18 protein-coding genes are annotated in these 14,250 nt (G+C 48.2%); 17 read left to right on the forward strand and 1 reads right to left on the reverse strand.

Annotated features, from left to right (window positions below; translation table 11 throughout):
* The 7 genes from NYG90_RS00055 (at position 1) to NYG90_RS00085 (ending at position 4,307) form a co-directional block, all read left to right on the forward strand.
* Positions 1–1,275 (forward strand): hypothetical protein, encoded by a 1,275-nt coding sequence (locus tag NYG90_RS00055; protein ID WP_285264502.1) that lies wholly within the window; start codon positions 1–3, stop codon positions 1,273–1,275.
* Entirely contained in the window at positions 1,265–1,564 is a 300-nt protein-coding gene (locus tag NYG90_RS00060; RefSeq protein ID WP_285256159.1) for a hypothetical protein, read from the forward strand. The genes NYG90_RS00055 and NYG90_RS00060 overlap by 11 nt, the downstream gene beginning before the upstream one ends.
* Positions 1,497–2,141 (forward strand): hypothetical protein, encoded by a 645-nt coding sequence (locus NYG90_RS00065; protein ID WP_285256160.1) that lies wholly within the window; start codon positions 1,497–1,499, stop codon positions 2,139–2,141. Before NYG90_RS00060 ends, NYG90_RS00065 begins: the two co-directional genes overlap by 68 nt.
* A 10-nt stretch (positions 2,142–2,151) precedes the next feature.
* Positions 2,152–3,480: an SGNH/GDSL hydrolase family protein gene (locus NYG90_RS00070; RefSeq protein WP_285256161.1), complete on the forward strand. Its 1,329-nt coding sequence runs from the start codon at positions 2,152–2,154 to the stop codon at positions 3,478–3,480.
* Complete coding sequence (locus tag NYG90_RS00075) at positions 3,470–3,886, forward strand: hypothetical protein (RefSeq protein ID WP_285256162.1); 417 nt, start codon at positions 3,470–3,472, stop codon at positions 3,884–3,886. Before NYG90_RS00070 ends, NYG90_RS00075 begins: the two co-directional genes overlap by 11 nt.
* 10 nt (positions 3,887–3,896) lie before the next feature.
* Entirely contained in the window at positions 3,897–4,046 is a 150-nt protein-coding gene (locus NYG90_RS00080) for a DUF5989 family protein (protein WP_285256163.1), read from the forward strand.
* A 90-nt stretch (positions 4,047–4,136) separates the two neighbouring features.
* On the forward strand, positions 4,137–4,307 hold the full coding sequence (locus NYG90_RS00085; RefSeq protein WP_285264503.1) for a hypothetical protein: 171 nt from the start codon (positions 4,137–4,139) through the stop codon (positions 4,305–4,307).
* A gap of 149 nt (positions 4,308–4,456) precedes the next feature.
* Here NYG90_RS00085 and NYG90_RS00090 read toward each other — a convergent pair whose 3' ends face one another.
* On the reverse strand, positions 4,457–4,654 hold the full coding sequence (locus tag NYG90_RS00090) for a hypothetical protein (RefSeq protein WP_285256165.1): 198 nt from the start codon (positions 4,652–4,654) through the stop codon (positions 4,457–4,459).
* A gap of 21 nt (positions 4,655–4,675) precedes the next feature.
* Here NYG90_RS00090 and NYG90_RS00095 point away from each other — a divergent pair, with 21 nt between their 5' ends.
* The 10 genes from NYG90_RS00095 (at position 4,676) to NYG90_RS00140 (ending at position 14,235) form a co-directional block, all read left to right on the forward strand.
* A complete protein-coding gene (locus tag NYG90_RS00095; RefSeq protein ID WP_181814134.1) occupies positions 4,676–4,822 on the forward strand; it encodes a hypothetical protein in 147 nt (48 codons plus the stop codon).
* Positions 4,823–4,857: 35 nt separating this feature from the next.
* Positions 4,858–5,004: a hypothetical protein gene (locus NYG90_RS00100; protein WP_285256166.1), complete on the forward strand. Its 147-nt coding sequence runs from the start codon at positions 4,858–4,860 to the stop codon at positions 5,002–5,004.
* Between the two features lie 102 nt (positions 5,005–5,106).
* Positions 5,107–6,258 (forward strand): sugar-transfer associated ATP-grasp domain-containing protein, encoded by a 1,152-nt coding sequence (locus NYG90_RS00105; RefSeq protein WP_285256167.1) that lies wholly within the window; start codon positions 5,107–5,109, stop codon positions 6,256–6,258.
* A gap of 13 nt (positions 6,259–6,271) precedes the next feature.
* Positions 6,272–7,444, forward strand: coding sequence for a pyridoxal phosphate-dependent aminotransferase (locus NYG90_RS00110; RefSeq protein ID WP_285256168.1), 1,173 nt, complete (start codon positions 6,272–6,274; stop codon positions 7,442–7,444).
* A gap of 9 nt (positions 7,445–7,453) precedes the next feature.
* Positions 7,454–8,617 carry an HAD-IB family hydrolase gene (locus NYG90_RS00115; RefSeq protein WP_285256169.1) on the forward strand — a complete coding sequence of 388 codons (1,164 nt, stop codon included), beginning with the start codon at positions 7,454–7,456 and terminating at the stop codon, positions 8,615–8,617.
* 84 nt (positions 8,618–8,701) lie between these two features.
* Positions 8,702–8,962, forward strand: coding sequence for a hypothetical protein (locus NYG90_RS00120; RefSeq protein WP_285264504.1), 261 nt, complete (start codon positions 8,702–8,704; stop codon positions 8,960–8,962).
* Positions 8,963–9,258: 296 nt separating this feature from the next.
* Positions 9,259–10,119, forward strand: coding sequence for a J domain-containing protein (locus NYG90_RS00125; protein ID WP_285256171.1), 861 nt, complete (start codon positions 9,259–9,261; stop codon positions 10,117–10,119).
* A 62-nt stretch (positions 10,120–10,181) separates the two neighbouring features.
* Complete coding sequence (locus tag NYG90_RS00130) at positions 10,182–11,696, forward strand: NAD(+)/NADH kinase (protein ID WP_285256172.1); 1,515 nt, start codon at positions 10,182–10,184, stop codon at positions 11,694–11,696.
* A gap of 39 nt (positions 11,697–11,735) precedes the next feature.
* Complete coding sequence (locus NYG90_RS00135; protein WP_285256173.1) at positions 11,736–13,283, forward strand: AAA family ATPase; 1,548 nt, start codon at positions 11,736–11,738, stop codon at positions 13,281–13,283.
* A gap of 25 nt (positions 13,284–13,308) precedes the next feature.
* The gene (locus tag NYG90_RS00140) at positions 13,309–14,235 is read left to right on the forward strand and encodes a restriction endonuclease (protein WP_285264505.1); all 927 of its coding nucleotides are present in this window, start codon (positions 13,309–13,311) and stop codon (positions 14,233–14,235) included.
* Positions 14,236–14,250 lie beyond the last annotated feature (15 nt).

A 14,250-nucleotide genomic window follows, 5' to 3' on the forward strand; every position in this document is an offset into this window, starting at 1 on the left:
ATGAGATATAGCAAACTAAGCATAAAAATGCGTGGGCTACTATGGGCTTTGGTGTGGATTCTAGTAAGCATAGCGACTCTAAAGCTAGATAGCGTGCTAAAGGGTCGCGCAGGCTTTGGGATCTTGCCCTTTGCGCTCATTAGCTTAGGGGCTTTGGCTCTGCTAATCTACCTTGCCATAGTCTCAAAGCACAAAGCCCTTAAGCTCACTCTCTCTTATCTCACCATAGCCCCACTTTGCCTAATCATAGGCGAGCTGTATGGCTACTACACGCTAGAATCCACTTTTGAGCAAGATCCTTGCGCTGCTAGCACAAGCGGCACTTATGCGAGCGATTACTTCACCCCAAGCCCCATCACAGGCTACAAAGGCAAGCCAAGCACCACCGCCACCGCGCATAAAACCACGCATAATGGCACAACTATCTACAATGTCTCCTACACCACCGATGAGTTTGGCTGGCGGATCACGCCTAGTAGTAAAGTGGATTCTAGCTCTTGTGTGCTGTTTTTTGGCGATAGTTTTACCATAGGCGAGGGCGTGCAGGATAATGAAACCCTGCCCTTTTACTTTGGCACACACACAAATGCTAGGATCTACAACTTCGGCTTCCACGGCTATGGACCCCACCAAGCCCTAGCCCTTGTGCAAAGCGGCGAGGTAAAGCACATAGTCAAAGACTGCGCGAGCGTGCTAGCTATCTATGAGAGCTTGCCCGGGCATATCGCTAGGGCTAGTGGCTTTTCATCGTGGGAGCAAGGCACAAATGCCCCTAGATTCTCCCTTGATCCTAGTGGCTCTCTAGTGTGGGGCAATGCATATTTGCATACAAGTCCCTTGCTAGCCAAGCTTGCCCCTAAGCTCCAAGCCCGCCTAGCGCAGAGCTATCTCTACAAGCTTTTACAGCCTAGCTATGAGTATGATGAGAGCTATAACGCCCTGTATTTTGCGATTATTGACGCGCTGCAAAAGCAGCTACAAGAGCAGTTTAATGCACGCTTTGCGCTTGTGCTGTGGGACTCTAGTGATGTAAGCGATGAGATAGAGCGCAAGGAGTCGCACGCGATTATTCAGCATTTTGCAAACGGCTTAGGGGGGGGGGCAATGGATTTAGTGCTAGCTAGCGAGATTCTGCCCAATTATAAGCAGCAAAGGGAAGCGTATGGCATAGATAGGTGCGATCTGCACCCAAATGCTCGGGCAAATGAGCAGATCGCGGAGTTTATCGCCGCGCGGATAAAAAGCGGCAGCATAAAGGCAAAAAGTGGATTCTAGGAGCAACACCCATTTATTGTCATCGCAAGCTTTGGCGCAAGACAAAGCACGGCGATCTATACACACAAAACACACCCTAGAATCCACTTTTCAAAGGGATTTGGCTTTGGGCAATCATAGCGGCGATTTCCTGTCATCGCGAGCCGATGAACCCCTTTTTCTGTCATCGCGAGCGAGTGAAACGAGCGTGGCGATCCATAAAGGCGCAAAAGTGGATTCTAGTGCAAAAATGGATTGCCACGCCGCTGCTACCGCAGCGTCTCGCAATGACAAAAAACAACACCACTAGTAAAAAAGTGGATTCTAGGAAAGCCACAAATGTAGGCGAGCAGCCAAAGGATTCTAGGATTTTTGATGAGAAATGTGGGTTGCAAGGACAATCGCAAAGGAGTTACCTTAGCGGTAATGACTGCAGCGATTGTCCGCCGCTCCCGCATTATCGCAAAAAGCCAAATCCACCAGCCAAAAGCCAACACCAAACTAAAAAAGGAGCTACTATGAGCACACACGACCTACGCATATTCTTAAGCATTTGGGCGGGGATTTTTGCCGTGTTTTTACTCTCTGGAGTCCTTCTACACGATCATTATAGAATCTGGGCGATTACAGGGCTTGGCATAGCCCTAGCCTTGCAAGCTTGCCCCAAGCTTGCCACCCCGCTCTATATCGCGCAAATCAAAGTCGGCAGCGTGATGGGCTGGTGCATTTCTCGCGCATCGCTGGTGGTGCTGTATTTTTGCGTGTTTGTGCCTTTGGGGCTGGTGTTTAAGCTAGCTAGGCGCGATATTCTCGCCCCAAAGCTTCATAATGACAGCTACTTCATCACGCGCGACAAGCAGCCCACAAGTATGAAAAATCAATTCTAAAGGAAGCGCGATGAGATGGCACAAACCCCTAACGCTTGCATTGTGGATTCTAGCTTATCTTGGCACTAGTGCCATAGTGCTAAAGCTAGATGGAGTATGTATGCAGAAATTTGAGTGTAGTATCTTGCCATATATGTGGATTAGCGCGGCACTCACGCTACTTCTCATCTACTTCGCGCGTAAATCCCGCACGGAAGCCCTTAAGCTAGCACTCTCTTATCTCACTATACTCCCACTTTGTATCATCGCAGGTGAAGCATTTTTCTACTACAAAAAGCTTGCTATAAGCAGCTCTCGGCTTACGCAGCCGCACGAGATTTTGGGCTTTGCCAATACGCCCAATCTCTTTATACAAACTCCTTTTTCAGTCGATGGCAAGCTTGTCTATAATCCCACTTACACGCACGATACTTATGGCAATCGCATAACCCCACACAACAACGACTCTAAAGCCTGTATCAATATTTATGGCGGCTCTTTTGCCTATGGATCTGGGCTTAGCGATGATGAGACTCTAGGAGCATTTTTAGCCAAAGATCTGCCACATTTCCATATCAATAATTTTGGCATAGGTGGCGCAGGGGCGCATACAATGCTCGCGCGATTAGAATTTGATCTTGACAAGCAAGCACTATCACAATGCCAAGAAAATATCTTTTTCTACATCATTATCCCACATCATATTTATCGTGCATTAGGCGCGGTGCTAGGTCCAAAATACACGCTAGATTCTACCGGCACGCCACACTATCAAGGCATTTTCACCAAAGAAGCGCAAAAGCCCTTCTACAAAGAAGACTACGCAACGCCCAAACACTTTACCATACAAGAAAAGCTTATAAATCAGCTTGAAAAATCATATATAGTTAAGTTTATCTCAAACCCTAGTCAAAACTATGATTCTAAAGATCTTTTAGCCTTAGAATCATATCAAATCGGTGTCGCCTCTCACCCTAACATCAATTTACCCATTAAAAATACGCAAACCTACTTCGCCATTGTGGCTAAAATCCAAGCCCTTTTGCGCGAGCGATACAACGCGCCGCTTTATGTGCTTGTGTATGACTATGATATGCACGCGCAGTTTTTAGACAGATACGATAGCCTTATACAAGAGAGCCTAGCGCAAATGGGCATAAAGTTTTGGGCAATGAGCGAGATTTTGGGGATTGAGTATAAGCAGGACTTAGCGCGCGTTAAGCGCGGAGATTTGGAGCATTTTGCTTATCGCATTTCGCGCTGGGATACCCACCCAAATGCTAGAGCAAATGCGCAGATCGCGGAGTTTATCGCCGAGCAGATAGAAAATGGCAGCATAAAGGCAAAAAGTGGATTCTAGGAGCAACGCCCATTTTCTGTCATCGCGAGCTTTGGCGCAAGACAAAGCACGGCGATCTATACACACAAAACACACCCTAGAATCCACTTTTCAAAGGGATTTGGCTTTGGGCAATCATAGCGGCGATTTTTTGTCATTGCAAGCCGATAAACCCCTTTCCCTGTCATCGCGAGCGAGTGAAACGAGCGTGGCGATCCATAAATCCGCGCAAGTGGATTCTAGGAAAGGCGCAAATGTAAGCAAGCAGGCAAAGGATTCTAGGATTTTTGATGAGAAATGTGGGTTGCAAGGACAATCGCAAGAGAGTTACCTTAGCGGTAATGACTGCAGCGATTGTCCGCCGCTCTCGCATTTATCGCAAAAAGCCAAATCCACCAGCCAAAGGTCTAATGCCAAACCAAACTAAAGGAGCAATAATGAACCTAATCAAAGAGCTATGGGTGTTTTTGAAAGAGCGCAAGAAATTTTGGCTTTTCCCTGTGATTGTGGTGATGCTTTTCTTAGGTGCGCTTATTGTGCTGGCTAAGGGCTCAGCAGTTGCGCCGTTTATTTATACGATTTTTTAACGCAAAGGGATTTGTAGGGATTCAGCTTGTGGGCTAGAATCGCGGATTTCTGCGCCTAGCTCACGCGATAGACCTCAAGTCTTATCTTCCTTGCGCGGCTTGAAAACAAGCGAAGCGGTGCAAGGCGAAGCCGAAGCAGGTTTCTTTAGTAAAAACCACGATTCTATATCCACAATCCTAGAATCCCAAGCAGAGTGTAAAAAGCCTAGAATCCTTGGGGAAGACAAACAGGCTGAAAGTGAAAATCCGCCCACTCCCTAGAATCCGTTTTGAAAAACTCAAATGGATTGCCACGCCTTGCCTAGCGGCAAGGCTCGCAATGACAAAAAAATAGCCCTTGTGAAAAATCAACTCAAACCCTAGAATCCACTTTTTTAAACAACGCACAAAAAATACAAAGCGTAGCTTCTTTAGAAAAAGTGGATTCTAGGAGCAACGCCCTTTATCGTCATCGCGAGCCGTGTGCCATACCACCCTATCGTCATCGCGAGCGAGTGAAACGAGCGTGGCGATCCACAAACCAGCAAAGCGGATTCTAGTGCGAAAATGGATTGCCGCGCCTTGCCTAGCGGCAAGGCTCGCAATGACAGAAAAATGGGCGTTTTCAAAAAAATAGCCCTTGTGAAAAAGTGGATTCTAGGATTTTTAACAAAAACGCCAAAAATGTAAGCGAGTCGCAGGCGGAAGCAGTTGAGATGAAAAATCGTGGCTTTCTAAAGAAACATCGGCACAGCCTAAGCGGTATCCCTTGTTTTCAAGGCAGCTTTCTTGAGTAAAGCCAAATCGCCTAAAACGCTACAGGCGGCAAGATTTGAAAAAACGGATTCTAGTGCAAAACGATTCTAAGAATTGCAGTGGGGCTGTGGGAGCTTTGCGCGTTATGGTAAAGGTTAGCGATCTTGGCGATCGTGCCTTTGCCATAACGCGCAACACTGCCGCATTGCTCACCCAAGGCTGAATCGCTCAAGGCGGTTTAATGAGTTTTTAAGGGGGGGGGGGAGTAGCATTCCCACCCAAACCGCTCTCGTGCTAGCCCTAGCACAGCAGCTCAAGGATAAGAATGCTAAAGCCCCTTGCCAAGTCTCTCTACAAACGCGCCAAGTCCGCTTACCACACCCACCAAGCGATGAAGTATTTTGACCAAAAGACGCAAAATTATCTAGCCATACACAAGCACCTATCCCCCCTGCCAGAGCCTGCCAAGCAAGAAGCCCTAGCGTTTTGGCAGCCCCTTTTACCCAAGCACCGCTTAAGGCATACACTTAGCTGGCATACTATCATCTACAATTCTAATCGCTTCTGCCCCAGCCACCCCGCCTACCTTGACAATGCTTTCTACTATCTTACGCTCCTGCCCTATCTCAACACCCAAGGCTACGCCAAAGCCCTAGCGGATAAAAACTACTATGACGCGCTTTTTTCTACCTACAATCGCCCAAGCACGATTGCTAGGCGTATCAATGGCAGCTACTATGTGCTGGATTCTAGCAAGCCTAAATCCTCCGCACTAGAATCCACCCCAAATCCCCTGCGCCACAAGATCATCTCTCAAGCGGATTTTATCCAGCTTGTGCGCTCTAGCACGCCTTGTGTGATCAAGCCCACAAGAGCTAGCGAAACCGGCTCTGGCAGCAATATCCGCCTACTAGAATCTAGCCTAGACAAAGATGAGCTAGAATCCTTGCTGCGCCACTATCCAAGTGATTTCATCGTGCAGGACAAAATCGCCCAATCCCCATTCCTATCCGCGCTAAATCCCACTAGTATCAACACGATCCGCATAGTAAGCCTGCTGTATGAAGGGAGCTTTTCTATCGTATCAGCGACCTTGCTTGTGGGCGAAGATGGGCTTACTTCTAATGGCGGGCATTTCCGCATAGGGATTGATATGGATTCTGGGCTATTGCGAGATTTTATCATTAGAGGCAAGGGCGAGCCTATCGCCGCGCTGCCAAATGCCAAAGATCTAAGCTACAAATCCACGCCAATCCCTAGCTTTGACAAATTGCTAGCGATGACGCGCGATATGCACTCGCTTTTGCCACACTTTGGGCTAATTGGCTGGGACTTCACCCTAGATAGCACAAATAAGCCATTGTTTATAGAAATCAACCCTGATGTGCCAAGCTGTGAGATCCCCGAGCAGACCAACTCTCCGCTTTTCAAAGACCACCTACATATCATCAAACGCGCCGCCGCGCATAGCATATAAGCAAAGGATAGCGATGATACACCTTAATGCCAATGACCTAGCCCTAGCCAAATCCCTTGCCCAGCTCAAAGCCGCTTCTGGCTCACATAGCCCAAGTATCGCTACTTTGAAAGAAGCCCTCCCAAGCTTAAAAATCACAATCGATGCGTGCTTTTTGTCTAACCCTTATGCGACTGATCTTTTTATGCAAGAGCTAGAATCCAAACTGCTTGCCAAGCAAGGCTTGCGCGATGCCCTAGAGTTCTACCCTAGTCAAAATCACATCATCGCCCAAAAGCTAGCAAAGTATCTACACATAGACTCTCCCCATATTTTCATCGGCAATGGCGCGATAGAAGTGATCCAAGCAGTGCTGCATAATTTTGTGCAAACAAACCTAGTCGTGCCAATCCCTACTTTTTCCTCCTACTATGAATTTGTGCGAAATGACGCAAAAGTGCTTCTCTACAAGCTTCCTAAAGAGCAAAATTACACCCTAGATATAGAAGCCTACACCAAATTTATCAAAGACCACAACGCCAAAAACGCTCTACTCATCAACCCAAACAACCCCGATGGCTCCTATATCCCCTATGACACCTTGCGTGAGTGTTTGGCTAGGCTAAGGCATTTAGATACCATTATCATAGATGAGAGCTTTTTGCACTTTGCCTATGAAGATAGCAGCCTAGAGCAAATTAGCTATACCAAGCTTGCACAGGAATTTAGCAATGTCGTGCTTATCAAAAGTATGTCTAAAGACTTTGGCGTAGCAGGCTTGCGCGCAGGCTATGGGATTATGGCGGAAAATCGCGTGCGTGATTTACTGCGCAATGGCTATTTATGGAATGTCAATGGCTTGAGCGAGTTTTTCTTCAATCTATTTAGCGATGATGAGTTTCTACAAAAATACGAGCGCGTGCGTAGATCGTATATCACGCAAACGCAAGAGTTTTTCAAAGCTTTGGGGCAAATAAATTCTATAAAGACCTACCCCAGCAAGGCAAACTTCGCGCTAATTGAGCTGCTTAATGGCACAAAGGCGCAGGATTTGTGTATAAAGCTTCTTAGCAGCTATGGGATTTATACGCGCTCTTGTAACGATAAAATCGGCTTAGAGGGCGAGTTTTTACGCATAGCTAGCCGCAGCGAGCAAGAAAACGCGCAGATACTCCAAGCATTACAAGAGATTTTTAGCGCGTGCTAAAGGGGCATAATGAAAAAAATCCTAGCGATTTTTGACTTTTGTGAGACGATCGTAGATAGGCAGAGTATATCGCCCTTTTTGGAGCTAGCACGCAAGGCAAATAGCGCGTATAGATCGCCAAGCTCGTATAAACAGAGGCTGCTGCGCAAAGGGGCTAGGATTATCTATAAGGCTTTAGGTAGTCATTCCGCAGATTTAGAATCATCATCGCGAGCCGATGAACACCTTTTCCCGTCATCGCGAGCCGATGAAGTCGGCGTGGCGATCCATAAAGGCGCGAAAGCGGATTCTAGCACGAAAATGGATTGCCACGCCGCTGCTACCGCAGCGTCTCGCAATGACAGCAAAAATAGCCCTTGTGAAAAAGTGGATTCTAGTGATACTCCCATTTTTGCTTCCGCAAAAACTATGGATTGCCGCGCCTTGCCTAGCGGCAAGACTCGCAATGACAGAAATCTAAGCGACTCCGCAAAGGATTCTAGGATTTTTGAAAGCCAAGCTCAAAATGTGTTTTGTAGCCAAGCTGCAGGCGGCAGGATTTGCGATGAGAAAGCAGGGTTGTGCAGTGGCGAGCAAGGAGATAAGACTAGAGGTCTATCGACGCCGCGAGCCACAAACTCCCTGCTTTATCGCGCAAAGCCAACGCCCAAACCAAAAAAGCTCAATCTGCTACACAAAGCCCTGATAATTCCTACTTATCCTGAGCTAGCTGGGCTACCTCTATCAACCGCCCTATCCCTAGCCCACTCCTACGCCCTAAGCCTACGCACTCATATCAATCAAAAAGTCCTAGATAGGCTGCTGTGGCACAAGGCGCAGGGGCATACCATAGTCGTGGTATCTGGGGGGCTTGGCATTTATATCCGCCCTTTTATGCAGCAATTTGGCATAGATACAATCCTAGCCGTAGAGCTAGAATCCACTTTTGATAAACAGGGGCAAGAGATCCTAAGCGGTAATAGATCAGGGCTACACACGATGCAAGAGCGCAAGCTCTATGCCCTAGATGATCGCCTAGACCTAGCGCGATACGACTTGCCAAACTCCTATGCTTATAGCGACTGCCCAAGTGATGTGCCGCTGCTCTCTCTAGTGGGCAAGCCCTGCGTGGTGCAGGGTAGTCAGGAGACGAGGTGGGCGAGAATCCTAGGCTATCCAATCTTAGTGCCTTAGTGTTGTTACTAGGATTCAGCTTGTGGGCTAGAATCGCGGATTTCTGCGCCTAGCTCACGCGATAGACCTCAAGTCTTATCTTCCTTGCGCGGCTTGAAAACAAGCGAAGCGGTGCAAGGCGAAGCCGAAGCAGGTTTCTTTAGTAAAAACCACGATTCTATCTCCACAATCCTAGAATCCCAAGCAGAGTGTGAAAAGCCTAGAATCCTTGAAGAAGACAATCGTGCCTCGTGTGAAAATCCGCAAAAGTGGATTGCCGCGCCTTGCCTAGCGGCAAGGCTCGCAATGACAGAAAAATGGGCGTTTTCAAAAAAAATAGCCCTTGTGAAAAAAAGTGGATTCTAGCCCAAACGATTCTAAGAATTGCAGTGGGGCTGTGGGAGCTTTGCGCGTTATGGTAAAGGTTAGCGAACTTGGCGTTCGTGCCTTTCACAAAACGAAGTTTCTTTAGAAAATCCGCAACACTGCCGCATTGCTCACCCAAAACAAGCGAAGCGCAGTTTCTTTAGAAAACAAGCGAAGCGGTCGGCGATAGCCGATGTTTCTTTAGTAAGGCTGAATCGCTCGCTTAAACTTCTGCCAAAAATGCCGAATATATAGGAACATTTATTGCTACAATTAAGGGCTAGAAAGGACACGCGATGAATATTACTTATTGTGATCGTTATGTGCAGATCGAGCTGCTTAAAGGCACGCGCCTGCTCGATAAAGCCCTAGAATACGCACAAAAACACTTCTCTAAGCATTATCGCCTATCCAGCTCTGTGCTGATTCTAGATGATGGCGAGCGGTTTAAGAAAGATTATTTAATCAATTGGGCTTATCACGCTACTTTGCAGAGCGAGCATAGCACCAAGCTTCTCCCACGCCAGCCCTTGCAAAAAGTGGATTCTAGTAGCCAGAGCGAGCCAGAGCCAAGCGAGCCTACCGAGCTAGAGCAGATCCTAAGCCACTCCCACTTGCCCATACGCATTAAAATCACTAGCCCCAATGATATGCTAAAGCGCGTCAAAGTCCATATCCACCTAGCTAGCCTTGATCAAGTGCTTTTGCGACTTGAAGAAGATGATCGCGTAGCACGCCGCTATATCCGCACGCTTTTTAGCGGTAAAATCATCTATGAAGTAGAAAATGAGTTTTGCATTAACGCCGCTGGGTATAGCGAGTCGATGTGGCAGAGTGTGATAGAGCTTATCAGCTCGCGCGTGATCCACAATGTCGCCCTAGAGTTTGAATACCAAAAGCCAGAAGAGAGCGAAGGCTTCCTAACACGCGAGGAATACCTGCTGCGCAAGTGTTATAGCGAGCTAGATGTGGGATTTGATGAATCACTAGAAGCAGTCAAAAAGCAATACCTAAAGCTTGCTAAAATCTTCCACCCTGATAATGCCCTAGACAAAGACCCCCACACGCAAGAATACTACCAAGACCGCTTCAAAAAAATCTCCCACGCCTACAAGACTATCAAAAACGCCAAGATTCACAAACGCGCCACTGCCTAGCTTATGCTACAATCACGCCTACACGACTAGCCGTGTGAGAATCCACCAAAGAAGCCCAGCCAATGCCACAACCCATAGAAAAAATCGCCCTAATTGTCCGCCCAGAGTCCCCTGAGCTAGCAAGCGCGTGCAATGAAGTCATAGCGGTATTTGAGCGATTTGGGGTAGAGGTGTGCGTGCTAGAATCTAGCGTGGCAAGCTTGGGGCTAGATCCTAGGCTTGCCTGCAAAGAGAGCGAGCTTGGGCAAAGGGCGCAGGCGTTAGTCAGCTTGGGGGGCGATGGCACGCTCATTTCTGCGGTGCGTAAAAGCCTAGGGCTAGGTCTTCCTGTGCTTGGGATCAATATGGGGCGGCTGGGCTTTCTTACTGCGATTAAGCCAAGTGAGCTTGAAGAGTTTGTGCCGCTGCTAAAAGGGGGGGAGTATGTGCTGGATTTGCATTATTTGCTACAAGGATCATTAGAAAAATCGGCTTTGCGAGATAAATCGTGGATTTCATCGCCGCGCTTGTGCGATAGCCACTCAAGGCTTATCTCCGCGCGCGGCTCGAAAAGCCACGATTTCTCATCGCAAAACAAGCGCAGCGCAGTTTCTTTAGAAATCCTAGAATCCACTTTTGAAAGCCCCACCGCAATTCCTAGAATCCTTGAAGAAGAAAAAGGGGCTGGGTGTGAAAAACACGCCGCAAATCAAAACCAGCCGCAAAGTGAAAAAGTGGATTCTAGCTCCGCCCATTTTTCACAAGCACACTCCCAATTTCCGTCATCGCGAGCGAGTGAAACGAGCGTGGCGATCCATAAATTCACGCAAGTAGATTCTGCTAGCGCAGAATTTATGGATCGCCACGCCGCAGCTCACGCAGCGGCTCGCAATGACAGCAAAACTGCCCAAAATTTAAACGACTCGCAGGCGGCAGGAAAAGTGGATTCTAGGGAAAACGCTCAAAGTTTAAACACGCTGCAGAATGAAAAAGCGGAAAGCGTGTTTGATAAAAATCTCGCAGGCGGAAGGATTTTTGATGAAAAAGTGGGGTTGTGCAGTGGCGAGCAAGGAGATAAGACTAGGGCGTCTATCGACGCCGCGAGCCACAAACTCCCCGCTTTTTCGCAAAAAGCCAACGCCAACACAAATACCCCGTTTTATGTATTGAACGAAATCCTAATCACCAAAAAAGCCATCTCCGGTATGACCAAAATCTATGCCACCATCAACAACGAGCATTTCCACACCTACCGCGCCGATGGGCTTATCATCGCTACGCCCACAGGATCAAGCGCGTATAATATCTCTGCCGGCGGCTCGCTCGTGCATCCGCAATGCCGCGTGATCTTGCTCACCCCTGTTTGTGCGCACTCGCTCACGCAGCGACCGATGATTGTAAGCGATGATTTTTGCCTGCATTTTAGTGTAGAAGAGGACTCTGTGATTATGCTTGATGGGCAAGATCGCATAGACTTCCGCAAGGGCGATACACTGATCGTGCGAGGATCTTTCCCTATCCAGCTTATCCAGCACCCCAAGCGAAGCTACTTTGCCGTGCTAGAAGAGAAGTTTGGCTTAGGCGGCAAGCAGATATGAGCATAGCGTGAAACATATACGCGTGAAAAAGGAGAAGCGATGATAAAAAAGCTGCATATAGAAGACTCCGCGCTTTTTGGGAGCTTGGAGCTGCATTTTAGCGCGGGGTTTTGTGTCTTTAGCGGTCCTAGTGGCAGCGGCAAAAGTGTCCTTATGGACTCGCTTTTAGCGTGCTTTGGACTCAAAGAGCCAAATGCCTCTATCATCGAAGCAGACATTGTCCTAAGCCCTAGTCTCATCAAAATCTTTGAAGAAGAGCTAGGGATTGATAATGATCTGCTTAATATCAAAATCATCAAAAAGGACAAGATCCGCTATTTTGTCAATTTCACCCCCATAGCCAAAAAGCAGCTATCTCTAATCCTAAGCCGCTTTGTCAAGCATATCCACTCGCGCGGCGGCGATGAGCTAGGAGAGAGCAGCCTGCTAGGCTTGCTTGATCAACTAGCCATAGCGAAATCCCCCAGCCACAAGGAGAGCCTAAGAGACTTCCGCGAGCATTTCCGCGCTCTAGAGAGCGCGCAAAAGGAGCTACAAGCCCTAAAAAGCGCGCAAGCAAACGCCCAGAGCCTAAGAGAGATAGCGAGCTTTGAAGCAGAGCAGATCGCCTCCATAGCCCCCAAAGTCGGCGAGTATGAAGAGCTACTAATGTGCAAAAAGACCCTTTCACGCAAAGAAAAGCTCCTAGAGTCCATAGCCAAAGCCACCTCCGCGCTAGAATCCACCTCCGCGCTAAGCTCTGCGCTAGCCCTGCTAGATAAGCCAGAGCTGCAAGCCGCCCTAGAAGAAGCCCTAAACGACACGCAAGCCGCCCTAGAAGAAGAATCACAAAAGCTAGAAAACTTGCAAGACCTAGATGTAGAAAGCTTGCTTGCTAGGATCTCTGCGCTATCTAATCTCATCACGCGCTATGGCAGCATAGAAGCCGCCCTAGCCCACGAGCAAGCCCAGAGAGAGAAGCTAGAAGCCCTGCAAGACTCCAGCACCAAGACAAAAGAGCTAGAAACTCGCATAGCCGAGCTAGAATCTAGCCTAAGCTCCAAAGCCCAAGCCCTAAGCCAAGCCCGCCACAATGCCCTAAAGAGCCTGCAAGACTCCCTGCAAGCCCTAGCCCTTAAGCTAAAGCTTAAGCCCCTATCCTGCACCCTAAGCCAAAAGCCCCTAGATCATAGCGGCGGCGATGTGCTAGAGCTACGGCTAGATCATAGCAGCGTAGCCACGCTATCAGCCGGGGAGTTTAATCGCCTGCGTTTAGCGGTGATGTGCGTGGGCGCGCGGCTAGAGAAGAAGCAAGGCGTGCTAATCTTAGATGAGATTGATGCGAATCTAAGCGGAGAGGAGAGCGAAGGCGTGGCACGCGTGCTACAAGAGCTAGCCCAGAGCTACCAGATCTTTGCCATCTCTCACCAGCCCCATATGCCAAGCCTAGCCACCGCGCACTATCTAGTCAGCAGCGATGGCGCGCACTCACAAGTCCGCTTGCTTGATAAGCAAGGGCGTATCAAAGAGCTAGCTAGAATGATAAGCGGCGCGAATATCACGCAAGAAGCCCTAGACTTTGCCAGCAAGCGACTAGAGCAGATCTAGGCACATATCACAACAAGGAGCGACAATGAGTTTTGGAGATATTATCAGCCACATTTTTCACGAGGACACCCCACACGCACAAGGCAGCAAGTTTGAAAAGCTTGTGAAAAAAATCGTGCAAATCGCCAGAGACCTGCCCCATACATTTGATGAAGTGTATTTATGGAGCGAGTTTAATGGCAAGTTTCAGCTAAAGCAAGGGGATTTTGGTATCGACATAATGGCAAAAAGCGGCGATGAGTGGGTGGCGATCCAATGCAAAGCCTATCAAAAAGACACCCTAGAGCTAGAAGATTTGAAAAATTTCTTAGGCTGCCAAACGCTTCAAAGCAGCGATGGCACGCAGCATTTCCCCATAGTCCAGCACTATCTTTTCCACACTTGCAAAACCATAAGCAAAAATGTCCAAAAAGCCCTACTACAATGCCAAAATGCCCAGAGTGAGCCAGCCATAGCGTATGGATTCTATGAAATTAGTGAGCTTGGGATTGATTGGGGGAGCTGTAAAAATGGCGATATAGACTCCCTACGCACAAGTGGCAAAAAGCAGCTGCGCCCCCACCAGAAAGAAGCCCTTGAGAAAATCCACAGCCACTTTATAGAGCAGGGTAATGCTAGGGGCAAGGTCATTATGGCGTGTGGCACGGGCAAAAGCCTGCTAGCTATCCGCACCATAGATAGCCTAGTGGATTCTGGTGAAATCGCACTTTTCTTAGCACCAAGCCTAGCCCTAATTGATCAAATGATAAAAGAGTTTCGCAAGGAGTCCATCTCCCCTAGCTACAAGCTCTTTGCCGTGTGTAGTGATAGCAAAGTCGGCGCAGAAAAAGGCAGCGAAGATCTCAACGCACAAGAGCTATCACTCGCGCCTACAACTGATCCAAATATGCTAGCACACGCGATAAATGCGATAATTTCTACGGGGGGGGGGGGAGCAATGCGCATAGCCTAGAATCTAGCCCCAAAG

Source organism: Helicobacter zhangjianzhongii, assembly GCF_030249855.1.
GTDB classification, from domain to species: Bacteria; Campylobacterota; Campylobacteria; order Campylobacterales; family Helicobacteraceae; genus Helicobacter_B; species Helicobacter_B zhangjianzhongii.